Genomic DNA, 14,737 nt, shown 5'->3' with positions numbered 1-14,737 from the left:
TCACGTGGTCGTACGGGCCACGGGCCACAGGGCGGCCGGTGACGGATCTTCGCCTTCCAGTGCGACGGTCAGCCTCCGGAGGGTCGCCATGGTCGCCGCCCGGTCCTCGGCGCCGAGGACCTCGGTGAGCGCGGCGTCGGCCCGGATGATGCGGGCCCGGCCGTCGGCGACGCCGGTGAGCCCGGTCTCGGTGAGTTCGTGGAGGATGACGCGCTTGTGCACGGGGTGCGGCAGGCGGCGGACCCAGCCCAGGCGTTCCAGCTGGGCCAGCGCCGTGGTCACGCTCTGGGGGGTGAGGCGGAAGAGGCGGGCCAGGTCCGACGCGGACATGAGGCCGAGTTCGTCGAGGTGGACGGCGAGCCCGAGCTGGGTCAGCGTGACTCCCAGGCCCTCGATCGCGGACTGGGTGTGGCGGTGCACCGCCTGCTGGGCCCGCCAGAGCGCATGTGGGAACCCGTCCTGCCATGCGGGACCAGGCCCGCCCGTCGCCGACGCCATCGACAACCTCCATTTCGCGAGGGCTCCATTGTCCACCCCGTTCGTACGGCCGACCTGAAGCCATTGTTTCAGGCATCTTCAAAGTCTTCAGTCATCTGATATAGCTTGGCCCCGTCAGTGCGGCGACGAGGCCGCGCGACAGTGATGCGGGAGGACTGCCATGGCCAGTCTCGAAGAAGAGATCAACAACGCTGGAGGAGCCCTCGCGCTGCTCCGGCAGGGGCGCTCCGGCGCGTACCCGTTCCCCATCAAGCCCGAGTTCACCAACTGGCGCGACGAGCAGGAGGCGTGGCGCAACAGCGCGGCGCTGATGGACCTGTCGCATCACATGACCGACCTGGTGCTCCAGGGGCCCGACACCTACAAGCTGCTGGAGTCCATCGGCGCGAACAGCTTCGAGGGTTTCGGGCCGGACAGCGCCAAGCAGCTGATCGCCGTCCGGCCTGACGGCTACATGATCGGCGACTGCATTCTCTTCTGCGTCGGCGACCACGATGTCCGGATCGTCGGCAGGCCGCCGGCCCTGAACTGGGTCGAGTTCCACGCGGCCACGGGCGGCTGGGACGTCACGGTCCGGCGTGACGAACGCACCGTGAACAACCCCAAGGGCCGGGACCTGTTCCGGCTCCAGCTCCAGGGGCCTTACGCCGCCGCCGTCTTCGAGAAGGTCAACGGCGGCCCGATGCCCGACATCCCCTTCTTCCACATGGGGCGCTTCAAGGTGGGTCCTCACGAGGTCAGGGCCCTCAACCACCGGATGTCCGGCTTCCCCGGCTACGAATTCACCGGGCCCTACGCTGACTTCGAGGCGGTCCGGGACCGGATCCTGGAGGCCGGCGCCGAGTACGGGCTGCGCCAGATCGGCGGCCGTGCCTACGCCTCCGTGGCCACCGAGTCCGGATGGATCGCCAACACCCTGCCGGCGACCTACACCGGCGAGGACATGAAGGCGTTCCGGGACTGGATGCCCGCACGCTCCTTCGAGGGCAACCTCACGCTCGCCGGCAGTCATGTCTCGGACCGGATCGAGGACTACTACACCACCCCCTGGGACCTCGGCTACGGCCACATCGTCAATTTCGACCACGACTTCATCGGTCGCGAAGGACTCGAACAGATCAAGGATCAGCCGCACCGTCGCAAGGCGTGGGTGCTCTGGAACCGTGACGACGTGGCGGGCATCTTCGCGAGCATGTACGAGCAGGGCAACGACCGCTTCAAATACCTGGAGATGCCCGCGGCGTTCTACACGGCCTGCCAGTTCGACCGTGTGGAGAAGAGCGGGGAGCTCGTCGGCGCGGCCATGCTCACCGTGTACTCCTCGAACGTGCGCGGCTGGATCTCCCTGGGCACGATCGATCCGAGCGCGGCGGTCGGCGACGAGGTGGAGATCGTCTGGGGCGAGCCTGACGGGGGCTCTCCGAACCCGGCCGTCGAGCGGCACACCCAGACCCGAATCCGCGGCACGGTCATGTCACGCCCCTTCCCGAACAAGCACTGACCTTCGGACGCAACTCCCTCGTGTGCGTGCGCCAAGCCGACTCGGTCTCGGCACACGCCTGGCCTCCCGCTCGGTGATGGGCAGCTGGAGTGGGAGGCCTGGATCCGAAGGTGGCGGCGCACATCGGGCATCACGTGCTGTGCGGGGTGCCGGGCGGTTCACCGATCGGCTGCGCGACGGGGCGGCTGGCGGGATACCCTACGCCGCTCACCGGCTGCGGTCCGGCCGGTTACGGTCCGGCCGGTTACGGTCATAACACAAGGCACCCCGGCGGGAGTTGGCGCCCGCGTGAAGAAGTGGCCACCCGCCGAGGGCTCTCCCGGTGTTGCCCGGTGCGCGCTAGGTCACAACTGTCAGTGGCAGCCGGACCGCGGGAGGCAGCGGCGGCATGGCCGGCTCGGCCTGCATGCCCTGTATCAGCAGCGCGGCGAAGCGCCGAGAGGCGGCCACCGCAGTGGCCGGCGATGTGGTTCGGATGCCGCCGTTGGCCATGAGCACCATGATCAGGTCGTCCAGGACGAAGTCCGGGCGCAGTCCGCCCGCCGCCTTGGCCCGGCGGGCGAGCTCGGCGACCTTGCCCAGTGCCCGCTCCCGGGCCGCAGCGAAGTCGATCGCGCGGGGGAAAGCCGAGACGAACGCAGCCGTGAAGCCCCGGTCTTGTGCGTGCAGTTCGCACACTTTCTCAATCACCCGACAAAAGCCGCGCCATGGCTCCGGATCGGCCAGCCCCTCGTCGACGATGGCGGTGCAGGCCGCCATCTGCTCGGTGAATACCTCGGTGACCAGCGCCTCTTTGGTCGGAAAGTGCCGGTAGAGGGTCGCGGGGCCGACCTCGGCACGCCGCGCGATCTCGCGCATCGCCACGTCCAGCCCCTCCGCGGCGAATACGGTGCGCGTCACAGCGAGGATGCGCTCGCGGTTGTCCCGGGCATCGGCGCGCAGGGAGTGAGGCAAACGGTTCGTCACCGCTCTCACTTTAGCCAAGCGGACGGGGCGCTCCGATAGCGTCCGGCGCCATGAGAGCACTGCAATTCTCCGAGTACGGTCCCGCGAGCGTCCTCGAGGTCGCCGACATGCCGGAACCGCACGCGGGGCCAGGCCGCATCCGGGTGGCCGTAAAGGCCTCTGGCGTCACTCCCGCCGACTGCTACCTCCGCTCAGGCCGGTTCCGCGACATGATGCCGCTGCGCCTGCCCCACGTCCTCGGCGTGGACGCTGCGGGTGTGGTCGACGAGGTCGGCCCAGGCGTCACCGGTATCCGGCCGGGCGACGAGGTCTTCGGCATCGTCGATCTCGCCGAGCGCGGCGGTGCGAACGCCGAGTACGCCGTCCTGGCAGCCTGGGCGCCGAAGCCGGACGCGCTGAGCTGGGAGCAGGCCGGCGCCGCCGCGAACATCGAAACCGCCACGCGTGCCCTCGACCGGCTACAGGTCACGGCCGGCACGACCCTGCTGATCGAGGGCGCCGCGGGCGGGGTCGGCACTGTCGCCATCCAGCTCGCGGCGGCCCGCGGCGCGCACGTCTTCGGTACGGCCGGCGCACGCAACCACGCGTTCGTCGCGGGACTGGGGGCGACACCGACCAGCTACGGCCCCGGATTGCGCGAACGGGTCACCGCACTGGCTCCGGACGGAGTCGACGTCGTCCTGGACTGCGCCGGATCCGGCTCGCTGCCCGATCTGGTGGACCTCGCAGGAAGCCCGGACCGGGTGATAACGGTCGCCGACCTGAACGCCGCGAAGTACGGGGTACACCTGTCCCGCTCGGCGGGCCCCGGCGCGGACCCGCAGGCCGTCGAAGGACTCGCCGTGGCCGCCACTCTCGCCCGGCAGGGCCGCTTCACTGTGCCGGTGGCAGCCGCCTTCACCCTCGAGAACGCGGCTGCAGCACACCAGCTGAGCGAGACCGGCCACGCCCGGGGAAAGATCGTACTTACCCTCTAGTGTGCATCAGAGCACCTGTGCACTGTGGTGATGTGACGCGCCGTTCGGATGCTCGTCGAGTTCGCCTGCACGCCGGCCAACAGCTCCTGGCTGAACCGTATCGAGGCTCGGTTCACCGCCCCGCGCCGCTTCGCGCTGGACGGCACGGATCACGCCGGCCACAAGGAGCAGGGCAGCATGATCCGCCGCTGCGTCATCTGGCGGAACAAGCACGCCGCCGACGAACGCCTCCGCGACGTAGTCACCAGAGCGAACGTTGCCTGATGCGGCACTGGCGTCGGGCGGCGGTACGCGGAGTACCGGCCTTCGCCGGCGCCGCGGCAGGAGTGCTTCGGGGTTGCCGGCCGCGCGGTGTCCGGATGGAGGGAGGGGTGCCGAGGGAGGACCAGGCAGCCGGGTGGTCGTTGAAGACGGTGCGCGGGTCTATGGACCGGCTCACGATCGGGCCGATGTCCTTGTGCAGGAGGCTGATTACCTCGACACCCTCCTTGTGCAGGATGTACCCCCGGAAGGGCGTCAGCCCTCGCTCATCGACTCGCCCTCGTCGTCCGAGGTCTCACCGTCGATGCGGAGGCGCTCACCGGGGTCATCCGGCGCCGACGCCGTCTCTCGGGGCTTCTCCTCCTCGCTCAGGTCGCTGAGGTCGTCCTCCTCCAGGTCGTCCTCGTCGACTTCGCCCGCGAGCCGCACGAGTTCGCTCTTCAGGACATCTGGCGACGGCAAGGAGACGGCAGTGCCCGTGTCCGCCTCGGCGTCGGTCGGGAACAGCCGCGGCGGGCTCGGATCCTCGTTCATCTCGTCGCCGTACGACTGCGTCAGCTGCGCCGTCGAGAATCCCGGCTCGCGGATCGCGTGCCGGTCGACCTCCTCGTCAAGGTCGACGACCACCCCCGGCACGGCGGCGCTCAGACTGGTGACGTACTGGCGTAGCTTCGGGACGTCCAGCGAGCCGCTGGCGATCTCGGTGAGCTTCGCCTGGAGGGTTTCCGTGTCGGTGATGCCGAGTTGCTCGGCGATCTGGTGCAGGCCCTTCTCGGTGACGGTGTTCCAGAAACCGCCCGGGCGGTTGCCGAAGCAGAGCTGGAATCCGTGCAAGCGGGTCAGGCTCAGCGTCAGCCAGCACACCGTGCAGGGGCGCTTGCCGCCGGCTACGGAGGCCTGGATCTTGCGGCCGCTCATGATCAGGGCGAGCACGAGGTTCTGCTCGGCGTGGGAGCCCTCGATCGGCGGGACCGCGAGAATGCGTCCCTCGTACTCGGGGGAGGTGAGGAGCCGCGCGAAGTCCGGCGTCGGCTCCTCGGCCTTCTTATCGGTCGGACCGGTGGCTGCGGGCGCACCGGACGGGTTCCGGACGTCGATCACCTTCCGGGCAGCTGGATCGCCGGTCCGGGCTCTGTGCAAGGTGGCCAGGATCGCCCGCACCGGGTCGCGCTGCTCCTCGACCACCAGGCAGTCGGTGGCGAGCTGGACCAGCCGCTGCACCCCGCGGGCGGCGCGGGCGTCGTCGAAGCCGTCGGGGCGGACGTTCGTGGCCAGCGCCTCCATCAGCTCGGCGAGCTTGCGTGCCTTCCCCCGGATCTGCGCGTCGCCACCGGCCGGTATGTGCGTCAGTACCTCCGCCAGGTCGTCGATCCCGCACAGCTCCTCGAAGGCGGGCAGGTCGTTGGCGCTGACCAGGATCCGGTTGTTGACGGCCATCGCCTCGATCTCATGGGTCGGCGCCTTGCGTTCGGCCACGTAGACGAGGAGTGACTGCGAGATGTGGTTGAGTAACTGCAGGTCCCGGCGCGCCACCTTCAGCGCCTGACCTGAGCTGATCAGGGTCTGGTGCCAGGCGCCGGCGTGCGGGACGAGGATGAAGTTCTGCTCGCCCCGGAACTCCTGGAGGCCCTTCGTGGTCTCCTTCTTGACGAGCTTGGTCGGCGGCTCCGTCATCCGCAGCCTCGGGTTCCCGAGAGTGATCACTTCCCTCGGGAACAAGTCGTACGCGGTGCGCCGGGCGACGAGCTCCGGCCGGTCGTCGTCGCTCTCCAGCAGTGTCCACAGCGCCTCGGCCTGATCGGCCACGTACCCTCGTACCGACCTCGGCAGCGCCTTGGGAAGCAGACTCAAGGTCCGCGCCGTTGCGAGCGAGATGCCGCTGGGCGCGGCTGCCTTCGGGCGCTTGGCCGGCTTGTCCGGCTTGACCACGGACTGGTCCGAGTCCAGCGCCTTGCGCTTTTTCTCCTTCTGAACCTGCGGCTCCTGCGGTGTCGCCATCGTCCCCCCTGCGAGACGTCCAACTAGTATGAATTCGGCCCGAGTTGGCCAAGTTCCGCCATCAGGCTGGCAGATATCACCTGCCAAGGCGACCGTTTCGACCGAAGTGAGGCGGGTCTGGGCGCAGACCGGTGAAATGTCGCGCCAGTCGATACCCGGGAAGATGTCCTCGATCGGCCGCAGGGCAGCAGCCGGGGCAGTGCCGGCGTCCCAGGGGACGGTCTCCAGCGCGAAGTCCTCGCGCGCCTGGCCGCCCCGGCGGCCCACGACCGCGCCCTTGGCGCTCACCTGGGCCCGGCGCCCGGCGAGGTTCAGTTCGTCGACGTCGATGCCCAGGATTTCCTCGGTTCGCGCGACGGTCTCGTAAGGCATTCACCACTGCATCGGCTCCCGGAGGGAGACCTCACAGCGCACGATCAGCCGGTCGACCGCCGTCTTCGAGCGGGCCGGGGTGCCCGAGTCCGGCGGGGGCAGGCGCTTCACCCAGGCCGACACGCTGGAACGTGGCCGTCCTTCACCGTCGGCGCACCCGCATGAGCGCCGCGTTTCAGCTGTGGTGACTGAGCGCTGTGGCTGGCCCGAACCGACAGTTCTGATGCTCAACCCTGCACATGGGTCACCACCGTGCGTCCGGTCGTGGGGCGAGGGTTGGTTCGCCGGTCAGGCGGGGGTGAGGCGGTTGCCGGTGCGTGCGGCTTCCGGCGTGAGTCCGGTCCAGCGGCGGAAGGCCCGGTAGAAGGAATTGGTGTCGTCGTAGGCGAGGAGGTAGGCGACCTGTGAGGTGGGGAGGGAGTGGTCCGCGAGGTAGCGGCGGGCGAGCTTCTCCCGGGTGTCGCTGAGGACGGCCTGGTAGCTGGTGCCCTCGGCCTGGAGCTGTCGCTGGAGGGTGCGGGGGCTGAGCATGAGCTGGGCGGCGATGGCGTTGATGGAGCTCTCGCCTGCGGGCAGGCGCTCGTGGAGCGCGGCGCGCACCCGGTCGGCCGTGGTGGCGGAGGCTTCGAGCTCGGACAGCCGGCGGCGCAGTTCCGGTACGAAGAAGTTCCACATGGACTCGTCCTCGGTGAGGAACGGGAGCGCGGCGTCCTCGGCGGAGAAGGTGACGGCGTCGGTCTCGCCCTCGCGGATTCGCGTGCCGAAGTAGGAGGTCGTCTCGGCCGACGGCGGCGGGGCGTGCCGCATGGCGACGCGGGTCGGGATCACCTCGTGCCGGGTGCCGATGCGCGCCAGCGCCACCCAGAAGGCGAGTTCGCCGGAGACGAGGAGCGGGGGAGGTGTCGGCCCCTCGGGCCAGTGGAACGCGATCGTGAGCCCGGTGGGGCCGGAAGCGACATCGAGGCCGACCGGGCCGATGAGCGGTTTGAAGGTGGCGATGCGGTCGGCCGCGGTGCGCAGGTTCGCGCTGCACAGCGCCGCGAAGATCGGCGGGTTGAACGCCTCGGCGGACAGGGTTCGCCCGATCCTCGCCGCGAAGTCGGGGTCCGCGGCCTCGGCGTCGAGCGCGCCCCAGAACCGGTAGTACTCCTCGGTCGTCATCGTGACCGCGCCGTGGGCGAAGAAGCCGGCCGGGAGTTGCGCCCGCCGCAGCACGCGGGCGACGGAGATCCCGAGGTCGTGCAGGAGCGCACGGGTTCCCGGGTCCAGGGTGAACGACTGCTTCGATGCCATGCCCCCAGGTTAGGCGCCCGCGCGCGGAGGCCGAGATGCCATGGGCGCCAATCGGCACGCAGAAGACGCCACCCCAGGGTGGCGCGAATGGCAAGAAGGCAGGCGTCTTCCGCTAGTTCTTTGTCGCGATTCCCCGCCTAGCGTGGAAGCCACGAGCCCACCGCAGAGGTGGCCACGACGAAGAAACCGGAGACGGCCATGACCAGGACCATCCTCATCACCGGCAGCTCGAGCGGCATCGGCCGGGCGAGCGCGCGGCACTTCCACGAGCAGGGCTGGAACGTGATCGCCACGATGCGCGGCCCCGAGCGGGAGACCGAGCTCACCGCGCTCGACAACGTCCTCGTCACCCGCCTCGACGTGCAGGACTCCGCCTCGATCACCGCGGCCGTCGCGGCCGGCCTGGAGCGGTTCGGCCGGATCGACGTGCTGCTCAACAACGCGGGCTACGGCGCCTACGGACTGCTGGAGGCGATCCCGATGGACAAGGCCCGCCGGCAGTTCGACGTGAACGTCCTGGGCCTGCTGGAGACGACCAAGGCGGTCCTGCCGCACCTGCGGGCGAACGGCAGCGGCACCGTCATCAACATCTCCTCGATCGGCGGCAAGGTCACCTTCCCGCTCGGCACCCTCTACCACGGCACCAAGTTCGCCGTCGAAGGGCTGAGCGAGGCCCTGCACTACGAGCTCGCCGAGATCGGCGTCAAGGTCAAGATCGTCGAGCCGGGCATCGTCGACACCGACTTCGGCGGCCGCTCCTTCGACTTCACCAACGACGAGTCCCTCGCCGAGTACCAGGAGTTCGTCCGGGCATTCCGCACGGCGCAGACGCAGGTGGCCGCCGGCGCCGACAAGCCCGAAGTCGTCGCCGAGACCGTCTACCGGGCGGCGACCGACGGCACCGACCGGCTGCGCTACCCCGCGGGCCAGGGCGCCACCGAGCTGATCGCGCACCGCACCGCCACCGACGACGCCACCTTCATCGGCGGCATCAGGACCCAGTTCGGCATCTGACCAGCGGCCATCTGACCAGTGGGCACCGACGAGCCCACCCTCCCCTTCTGACTCTTCTGACTCTGAGGACCTCATGACCACCACCAAGACCGCCCTCGTGACCGGCGCCTCCTCCGGCATCGGCGAAGCGACCGCCCTCAAGCTGATCGGCCTCGGCTACACCGTCTACGGAGCGGCCCGCCGCACCGACCGCCTGGCCAGGCTCGCCGAACACGGCGTGCGCCCGCTGGCGATGGACGTCACCGACGACGACTCCATGAGGAACGGCGTCGACCGCGTCATTTCCGAGACGGGCCGCATCGACGTCCTGGTCAACAACGCCGGATACGGCTCGTACGGGGCATTGGAGGATGTCGGGCAGGACGAGGCTCGCCGCCAGTTCGACGTCAACGTCTTCGGCGCCGTCCGCCTGACCCAGATCGTCCTGCCCCACATGCGCGCCCGGCGCAGCGGGACCGTCGTCAACATCACCTCGATGGGCGGGAAGATCCACACCCCGCTCGGCGGCTGGTACCACGGCACGAAGTTCGCCCTCGAAGCTCTCAGCGACTGCCTGCGGCTGGAGGTCAAGCCCTTCGGCATCGACGTCGTCGTCATCGAACCCGGCGGCATCCGTACCGAGTGGGGCGGCATCGCCGCCGACCATCTGGAGAAGTCCTCGGCCTCGGGGGCCTACTCCGGCCAGGCCAAGGCCGTCGCTGCCTCGTTGCGCTCCGAGACCATGGCCAAGCGCATGTCCCCGCCCACCGTCATCGCCGACGCCGTCGGCAAGGCCGTCACAGCACGCCGGCCCAGGACCCGCTACGCCACCGGCTTCAGCGCCCGCCCTCTCATCGGCCTGCGGCGCGTCCTGTCCGATCGCGCCTTCGACGCCCTGATGTCCCGCGCCATGAACCTTCCCCGCTGACCGCCCCGCCCCTGCTCGGCGCGCCCCGGCCGCTGTAGCGCGGGCCATCTGCGTCAACCTCACTACAGCCCGCGATGAACAGCTCACCTGCATCCGGGGTGTCTGTCCGCGGGAAGAGACCATGCCGCTGCGTCCAGCGTGATCGTGTCGCCCACCCGGACCGTCCCCGCTTCCAGCACGTCCGGGTACACGCCCAGACATGAGAGGCGGCCCGGGGCGAACACGGGGACGCGATGATCGCGGGCCACCGCCCGCATGATTCCGGGGTCCGCCGGCAACGCGTCGTGGCCGAGCGCGGGGATCACGCAGCGGGGCGTCGGAAGGTGGCAGGGCGGGCAGTGCCGCTCATCCCGCACCGCACCGCACCGCGGCGACGCGGCCGATGAGGGCGCGTTGCCCGGCGACTGCCGCAGGATCCCGGCGACCGTGCGGGAGGCCGACGGGCCGGTGCAGGTCAGGCCGGTCGGCGAGGGGACGGGCCTGGACGCCTCGGTGCGCGGCAGGCTGGAGCCGCCGCGGGCGAAGACGACCGAGCTCGCCCGAAGGCCGAGACGGTATGGCTCTCTGTGTGACGTGGATCACGGCAATGGGAAAACCTGTCGCGCGGGCCGGGCGTCTAGCAGGTGTGAGATCAGTCGGAGCAGCGCTGCACGAGGTGGACGAGGAGGGTCTCGTCCGGCTGGTGGCAAAGGGCGACCGTGCCGCGTTCGAGGAGTTGTACCGGCGTACGTCGCCGTGGATGGCGGTGCGGCTGCGCCGCCGGTGTGTGGACGAGCAGATCGTCGCGGAGGTCATGCAGGAGACCTACTTGGCGGTCTGGCGCGCGGCGGGTGCCTTCGCCGGGACCGCGGTCGGAGGGACGGCCACCGGCTGGCTGTGGACGATCGCGGCGCGCCGCCTCGTCGACGCGTTCCGGCGCAGGGCGCACCACGCGGACCCGCCGCCGGCCGCAGTCGTGCCCGAGGCGGCGCCCGCCGCCGAGGAGTTGGCGCTCGCGGGCACCGTCGACGGTGATGTCGGGGACGCACTGAGGTGCCTCGCGCCGGAGTTGAGACAGGTACTGCAGGCCATGGTGCTCGACGGGCTGTCCGTCCGTGAGACCGCGGTGCTGCTCGGGCTGCCCGAGGGCACGGTCAAGACCCGTGCCCGCCGGGCCCGTATCGAGATGCGGAGGGCGCTGGCATGAGTGTCGAACACGCGTCGAAGCGGATCATCGAGGGGTATGCGCGCGGTGGCGCGGGCCTCTCCGCCGACGAGGTGTGGGCCGTGGAGGCGCATCTGGAGCTGTGCCGGGTGTGCCGTGACCGGTTGTCCGCCGCTGTCGGTGCCGGGGTGCCCGCCGTGGCGTCGCTGGTCGACACCGTGTGGTCCGGCCTGGAACCCCGACTCGCGGTCACTGCCACGATGCCGCGCCGACGGGGCTGGTCGGCGCCGCTGTCGAGGTGGATGACGCCGACGATGGTGCCGTGGCTGGCCATGGTCGTGGGCGTGACGCTGCTGGCCCTGCTGCTCGATCTGTCCGACACGGGCTCCGGCGGGGTGTCGTTGGTGCTGTTGTTCGCGCCGGTCCTGCCCGTGCTCGGCGTCGCGGCGTCCTGGTCGCGTGGTCTGGACCCCGCGTACGAACTGACGGCCTCGGTGCCCAGGGCCGGGCTCTATCTGGTGCTGCGCCGCACCGCGTCCGTGCTTGCCGTGGTCGTCCCCGTGCTGCTGGTGGGCGGTTGGGCGACGGGGGTGATGGTGGCCCAGTGGCTGATGCCCTGTCTGGCCTTCACCTCGACGACCCTGGCGCTCGGCGGTCTCGTCGGGGTGACCCGCGCAGCCGTCGTGCTGGCCGCTGTCTGGGCCGCCGTGGTCGTGGCGCCGACCCTGGCCACCAGCCGTACGGCCTTCGCTCTGCAGACGGGCGGTCTGCCCGCGTGGGGGCTGATCCTCGCGATCGGTATCGGTGTCGTGATCGCCCGCAGAGGCGCGTACACCGTGCTGGGAGCTCATCGATGACCATCGGAAGGAACAGGGGAAAGGAACACCGTATGACGTCCGCCGTGAGCGCGGCCGACATCGCACCGACGGCCTACGCCTGGGAGATCCAGGCAACCGGACTGAAGGTCAGGGTCGGCAGGAAACGGATGGCCGTCGACGGCCTCGACCTGTCGCTGGGCACCGGCGTCCACGGACTCCTCGGCCCGAACGGGGCGGGCAAGACCACCCTCATCCGGACGCTGGCCACCGTACTGCGCCCCACCGAGGGCAGCCTGGAGCTGCTCGGCGAGTCCGTGGGCGGCATGGGCGAGCACCGTGCGGTACGCCGCCGGATCGGCTATCTGCCGCAGGAGTTCGGCTACTACAAGCGCTTCACGGTGCGCGAGTTCGTCGAGTACATGGCGTGGCTGAAGGAGGTGCCCAAAGCGGACATCCCCGCTGCGGTGCAGCGTGCCGTGGAGCGGGTGGGTCTGGCGGACCGCGCCGACGAGAGGATGAAGGCCCTGTCCGGCGGCATGGTGCGCAGGGTCGGTATCGCCCAGGCCATCGTCAACGATCCGGCGATCCTGCTGCTCGACGAGCCGACGGTCGGCCTGGACCCGGCGCAGCGGCTGCGCTTCCGCGAGCTGCTGCAGGAGTTGGGTACGGACGCCTGCGTGCTCGTCTCGACCCATCTGGTGGAGGACGTCGCCGCCGCCTGCACCGACGTGGTGCTCTTCACCGAGGGCCGGCTGGTCTTCCAGGGCCCTCCGGACGAGCTGGCCTCGGTGGGCGGCCCCGAACACGTGGGTGACAGCCCGCTGGAGCGCGGCTACTCGGCCCTGCTGCTCAACCCCGAGCAGGGAAGGGGCACTTGGTGAACGCCCGCGTCCTGCGTATCGAGTTGAGGCGTTCGGTCGCCCCGTGGGCCGGTGTCGTGGTCCTGGTACCGGCGCTGGCGTTCCTGTACCTGGTGAACGGCGCCTGGTGGAGCGGCACCACGGCGTGGACGGCCCAGTGGACACCACTGGCCCTGTGGACCCGCTCCCTGCTGTTCTACCTGTGGCCGCTCACCGTGGGGCTCGGGGCGCTGCAGGGACTGCGCGATCACCGCTCGAAGATGTCCGAGCTGCTGACGAGCGCGCCGCGGCCCGCCCGGCACCGCGCGGCCGTCCTGGCGGGCGCGACGGCGATCACGCTGGCCTCGGCCTTTGCGCTCCTCGTCCTCGTGGGTGGGGTCCAGGTGCTCGCCCACACCGAGTACACGCACTTCGGGTGGCTGCCGATCTCGCTGGTGGGGGCACTCTTCCTCGTCGCGGGGGCGGTGCTGGGCATGGGGGCCGGGAGGACCCTGCCGTCCCCGCTCACCCCGCCCGCGCTGGCCATGGGCGCCTTCGTGTTCACAGCCGTCATGCACATGTCGCTGGGCCGGACGCAGACGAACACGGCGGACGGGTTCCCGAGCACGGAGCCGAACCGGGTCTCGCTGCTGGCACCCACGGTGGACGACGTGCGCGAGGCGTTCGTCACGCTCTCCGCCTCCGTGCACGTCGGGCAGACGATCTGGCTGCTCGGCATGGCCGGGACCGGCTTCGCGCTGCTCGTCGCCGCGACCCCGCGCGCCCGGCTGACCGCCTTGGCGCCCGTCCTGGCGGGTGCGGCGATCGCCCTGCCCGTCCTCCCCGCCGACGCGCGCCGGATGTACGTCGTCGACAAGGCCGCCGCGGAGCTGGTGTGCGACGGCCCGGTGTGCGTGACGAAGACGCAGCGGGCACGACTCGCGGACCTCGCGGGTCCCGGCAAGGAGGCGCTGCGGCTGCTGCACGGTGCCCTGGGTGATCAGGCGCCGGTCTCGGTCCGGGAGAACACCGCCGTACTGCCGGAGGGTTCCACGCCGCAGTGGTCCCGCAGGACCGTGCTCCTCGACTTCGACGACAACATCGTCGCCGCCGCGAAGGGCAAGGAGCTCACCCGGGCTCTGATCGCCAAAGGCATGGTGCCAGGGTGCACCCCTGTCGGCTGGAGCAGCTTCGGGGGAGATCAGTACGCGCAGACCATCGCGGTGGGCTGGGTCCTCGGGGACCTCGAACCGCTCCCCGGCACGCCGACAAGTGTGCGCCGCGAGGTCGAATCCGAGACCCGCCCGGTGTGGCAGAAACTCAAGGCGCTTCCCCGGTCCGAGCAGCTCTCGCGGATCAACGCGATGCGCGCCGCCGCGCTCTCCTGCGAGGGCGACCCGTTCAAGGTGCTGTCCGGCGGTGCGTCCCGGTGAGATGGCTGACGTTGTACGCACGCTCGCGTCAGGTACCCGCGTCGCTCGCCGCGCTGGTGATCGGCGTGGTGGCGGTGTGGGCACTCGCCCGGGACGAGGGCGCGGACCCCGGTGATCCACGGCTGCCCGTGCTCGTCCTCGCCACGGGGGCGATGGCCTTCTCGATCGGGCTCGGCGGGCAGGACCTCGCGCTGGACCGGACGGCGGCGATCCGCTGGGTACCCCGCAGAACGGCGCACGTGCTGCTCGCCGGCGCGGTCGTCGCCGCGGCGCCGCTGACATTGCAGACCATGGGCGCGTCCATGGCCACCACCGCGTTCGTCGTCCGGGACAGCGCGGGCCTGATGGGACTGGTCGCCCTGGGCGCGGCGCTCTCGGGCGGCCAGTACGCATGGACGCTGCCGTTCGCCTGGCTCTCGTTCTCGTTCGTCGCCCCGCCCCCGACGAGTGCGCGGATGGAGGCGGCGATGTGGCTGCTGCTGCCTCCCGGCACGGCAGCGGGCACCTGGACGGCCCTGGTCCTCACGGTCGTCGGCAGCGCGGCCTACGCCGTCGCGGGACCGAGGCGGTAACGGGTGGCGATGCCGCGCCGGTCCGGCACCGGACCGGCCCCGGCCGAGGTCGTGGCTTACGCTCCCGCCCGGACCGGCGGCGTTCGAGACCGCCGCTTCGAGCTGGGAGGCGTTCGACGCCGCCCGTCTCCCCGGCGTCGGCTG

The 14,737-nt window shown here is 70.6% G+C and carries 14 protein-coding genes and 1 pseudogene; 10 read left to right on the top strand and 5 right to left on the bottom strand.

All coding sequences use genetic code 11. The annotated features are described in order from the left end of the window. Positions 1-498 carry a MarR family winged helix-turn-helix transcriptional regulator gene (locus tag ACGF5O_RS08035; protein WP_393809063.1) on the bottom strand — a complete coding sequence of 166 codons (498 nt, stop codon included), beginning with the start codon at positions 496-498 and terminating at the stop codon, positions 1-3. Positions 499-658: 160 nt separating this feature from the next. On the opposite strand from ACGF5O_RS08035, the gene ACGF5O_RS08030 reads away from it, so the two are divergent. After that, positions 659-1,999 (top strand): aminomethyl transferase family protein, encoded by a 1,341-nt coding sequence (locus tag ACGF5O_RS08030; RefSeq protein ID WP_393809062.1) that lies wholly within the window; start codon positions 659-661, stop codon positions 1,997-1,999. Positions 2,000-2,338: 339 nt separating this feature from the next. Here ACGF5O_RS08030 and ACGF5O_RS08025 read toward each other — a convergent pair whose 3' ends face one another. Then, complete coding sequence (locus ACGF5O_RS08025; protein WP_393809061.1) at positions 2,339-2,965, bottom strand: TetR/AcrR family transcriptional regulator; 627 nt, start codon at positions 2,963-2,965, stop codon at positions 2,339-2,341. Positions 2,966-3,015: 50 nt separating this feature from the next. On the opposite strand from ACGF5O_RS08025, the gene ACGF5O_RS08020 reads away from it, so the two are divergent. After that, positions 3,016-3,942: an NADP-dependent oxidoreductase gene (locus ACGF5O_RS08020; protein ID WP_393809060.1), complete on the top strand. Its 927-nt coding sequence runs from the start codon at positions 3,016-3,018 to the stop codon at positions 3,940-3,942. A gap of 54 nt (positions 3,943-3,996) precedes the next feature. Continuing rightward, positions 3,997-4,206 (top strand): annotated as a pseudogene (locus ACGF5O_RS08015) (transposase); the annotation flags it as partial. Between the two features lie 252 nt (positions 4,207-4,458). Here the strand turns inward: ACGF5O_RS08015 and ACGF5O_RS08010 are convergent. The 3 genes from ACGF5O_RS08010 to ACGF5O_RS08000 form a co-directional block, all read right to left on the bottom strand. Next, positions 4,459-6,573, bottom strand: coding sequence for a hypothetical protein (locus ACGF5O_RS08010; RefSeq protein WP_393809059.1), 2,115 nt, complete (start codon positions 6,571-6,573; stop codon positions 4,459-4,461). Beyond that, complete coding sequence (locus ACGF5O_RS08005; protein WP_393809058.1) at positions 6,574-6,696, bottom strand: hypothetical protein; 123 nt, start codon at positions 6,694-6,696, stop codon at positions 6,574-6,576. Positions 6,697-6,861: 165 nt separating this feature from the next. After that, complete coding sequence (locus tag ACGF5O_RS08000; RefSeq protein WP_393809057.1) at positions 6,862-7,866, bottom strand: AraC family transcriptional regulator ligand-binding domain-containing protein; 1,005 nt, start codon at positions 7,864-7,866, stop codon at positions 6,862-6,864. 198 nt (positions 7,867-8,064) lie between these two features. Between ACGF5O_RS08000 and ACGF5O_RS07995 the strand changes: the two genes are divergently transcribed. From ACGF5O_RS07995 to ACGF5O_RS07965, 7 genes are all read left to right on the top strand, one after another. Continuing rightward, positions 8,065-8,880: an SDR family oxidoreductase gene (locus ACGF5O_RS07995; protein ID WP_393809056.1), complete on the top strand. Its 816-nt coding sequence runs from the start codon at positions 8,065-8,067 to the stop codon at positions 8,878-8,880. A 73-nt stretch (positions 8,881-8,953) separates the two neighbouring features. Next, positions 8,954-9,787 carry an oxidoreductase gene (locus ACGF5O_RS07990; RefSeq protein ID WP_393809055.1) on the top strand — a complete coding sequence of 278 codons (834 nt, stop codon included), beginning with the start codon at positions 8,954-8,956 and terminating at the stop codon, positions 9,785-9,787. A gap of 682 nt (positions 9,788-10,469) precedes the next feature. Further along, positions 10,470-10,973, top strand: a complete 504-nt coding sequence (locus ACGF5O_RS07985; RefSeq protein ID WP_393809556.1) for an RNA polymerase sigma factor — start codon at positions 10,470-10,472, stop codon at positions 10,971-10,973. Next, positions 10,970-11,788, top strand: a complete 819-nt coding sequence (locus ACGF5O_RS07980; protein WP_393809054.1) for a zf-HC2 domain-containing protein — start codon at positions 10,970-10,972, stop codon at positions 11,786-11,788. The genes ACGF5O_RS07985 and ACGF5O_RS07980 overlap by 4 nt, the downstream gene beginning before the upstream one ends. A 32-nt stretch (positions 11,789-11,820) precedes the next feature. Beyond that, positions 11,821-12,630: an ABC transporter ATP-binding protein gene (locus ACGF5O_RS07975; RefSeq protein ID WP_393809053.1), complete on the top strand. Its 810-nt coding sequence runs from the start codon at positions 11,821-11,823 to the stop codon at positions 12,628-12,630. Continuing rightward, on the top strand, positions 12,627-14,021 hold the full coding sequence (locus tag ACGF5O_RS07970) for a hypothetical protein (RefSeq protein ID WP_393809052.1): 1,395 nt from the start codon (positions 12,627-12,629) through the stop codon (positions 14,019-14,021). Before ACGF5O_RS07975 ends, ACGF5O_RS07970 begins: the two co-directional genes overlap by 4 nt. Further along, a complete protein-coding gene (locus ACGF5O_RS07965) occupies positions 14,018-14,593 on the top strand; it encodes a hypothetical protein (RefSeq protein ID WP_393809051.1) in 576 nt (191 codons plus the stop codon). The genes ACGF5O_RS07970 and ACGF5O_RS07965 overlap by 4 nt, the downstream gene beginning before the upstream one ends. The last annotated feature ends 144 nt before the right edge of the window (positions 14,594-14,737 follow it).

Origin of the sequence: Streptomyces sp. NPDC048291, from assembly GCF_043201715.1 — a bacterium.
Taxonomy (GTDB): domain Bacteria; phylum Actinomycetota; class Actinomycetes; order Streptomycetales; family Streptomycetaceae; genus Streptomyces.
The sequence above is the reverse complement of the archived record's forward strand: the minus strand, read 5'-3'. Positions and strand labels throughout refer to the sequence as shown.

Coding starts and splice junctions, on each gene's coding strand:
- ACGF5O_RS08035 (WP_393809063.1), bottom strand. CDS start 498: ATGGCGTCGGCGACGGGCGGGCCTGGTCCCGCATGGCAGGACGGGTTC.
- ACGF5O_RS08030 (WP_393809062.1), top strand. CDS start 659: ATGGCCAGTCTCGAAGAAGAGATCAACAACGCTGGAGGAGCCCTCGCG.
- ACGF5O_RS08020 (WP_393809060.1), top strand. CDS start 3,016: ATGAGAGCACTGCAATTCTCCGAGTACGGTCCCGCGAGCGTCCTCGAG.
- ACGF5O_RS08010 (WP_393809059.1), bottom strand. CDS start 6,573: ATGCCTTACGAGACCGTCGCGCGAACCGAGGAAATCCTGGGCATCGAC.
- ACGF5O_RS08000 (WP_393809057.1), bottom strand. CDS start 7,866: ATGGCATCGAAGCAGTCGTTCACCCTGGACCCGGGAACCCGTGCGCTC.
- ACGF5O_RS07995 (WP_393809056.1), top strand. CDS start 8,065: ATGACCAGGACCATCCTCATCACCGGCAGCTCGAGCGGCATCGGCCGG.
- ACGF5O_RS07990 (WP_393809055.1), top strand. CDS start 8,954: ATGACCACCACCAAGACCGCCCTCGTGACCGGCGCCTCCTCCGGCATC.
- ACGF5O_RS07980 (WP_393809054.1), top strand. CDS start 10,970: ATGAGTGTCGAACACGCGTCGAAGCGGATCATCGAGGGGTATGCGCGC.
- ACGF5O_RS07975 (WP_393809053.1), top strand. CDS start 11,821: ATGACGTCCGCCGTGAGCGCGGCCGACATCGCACCGACGGCCTACGCC.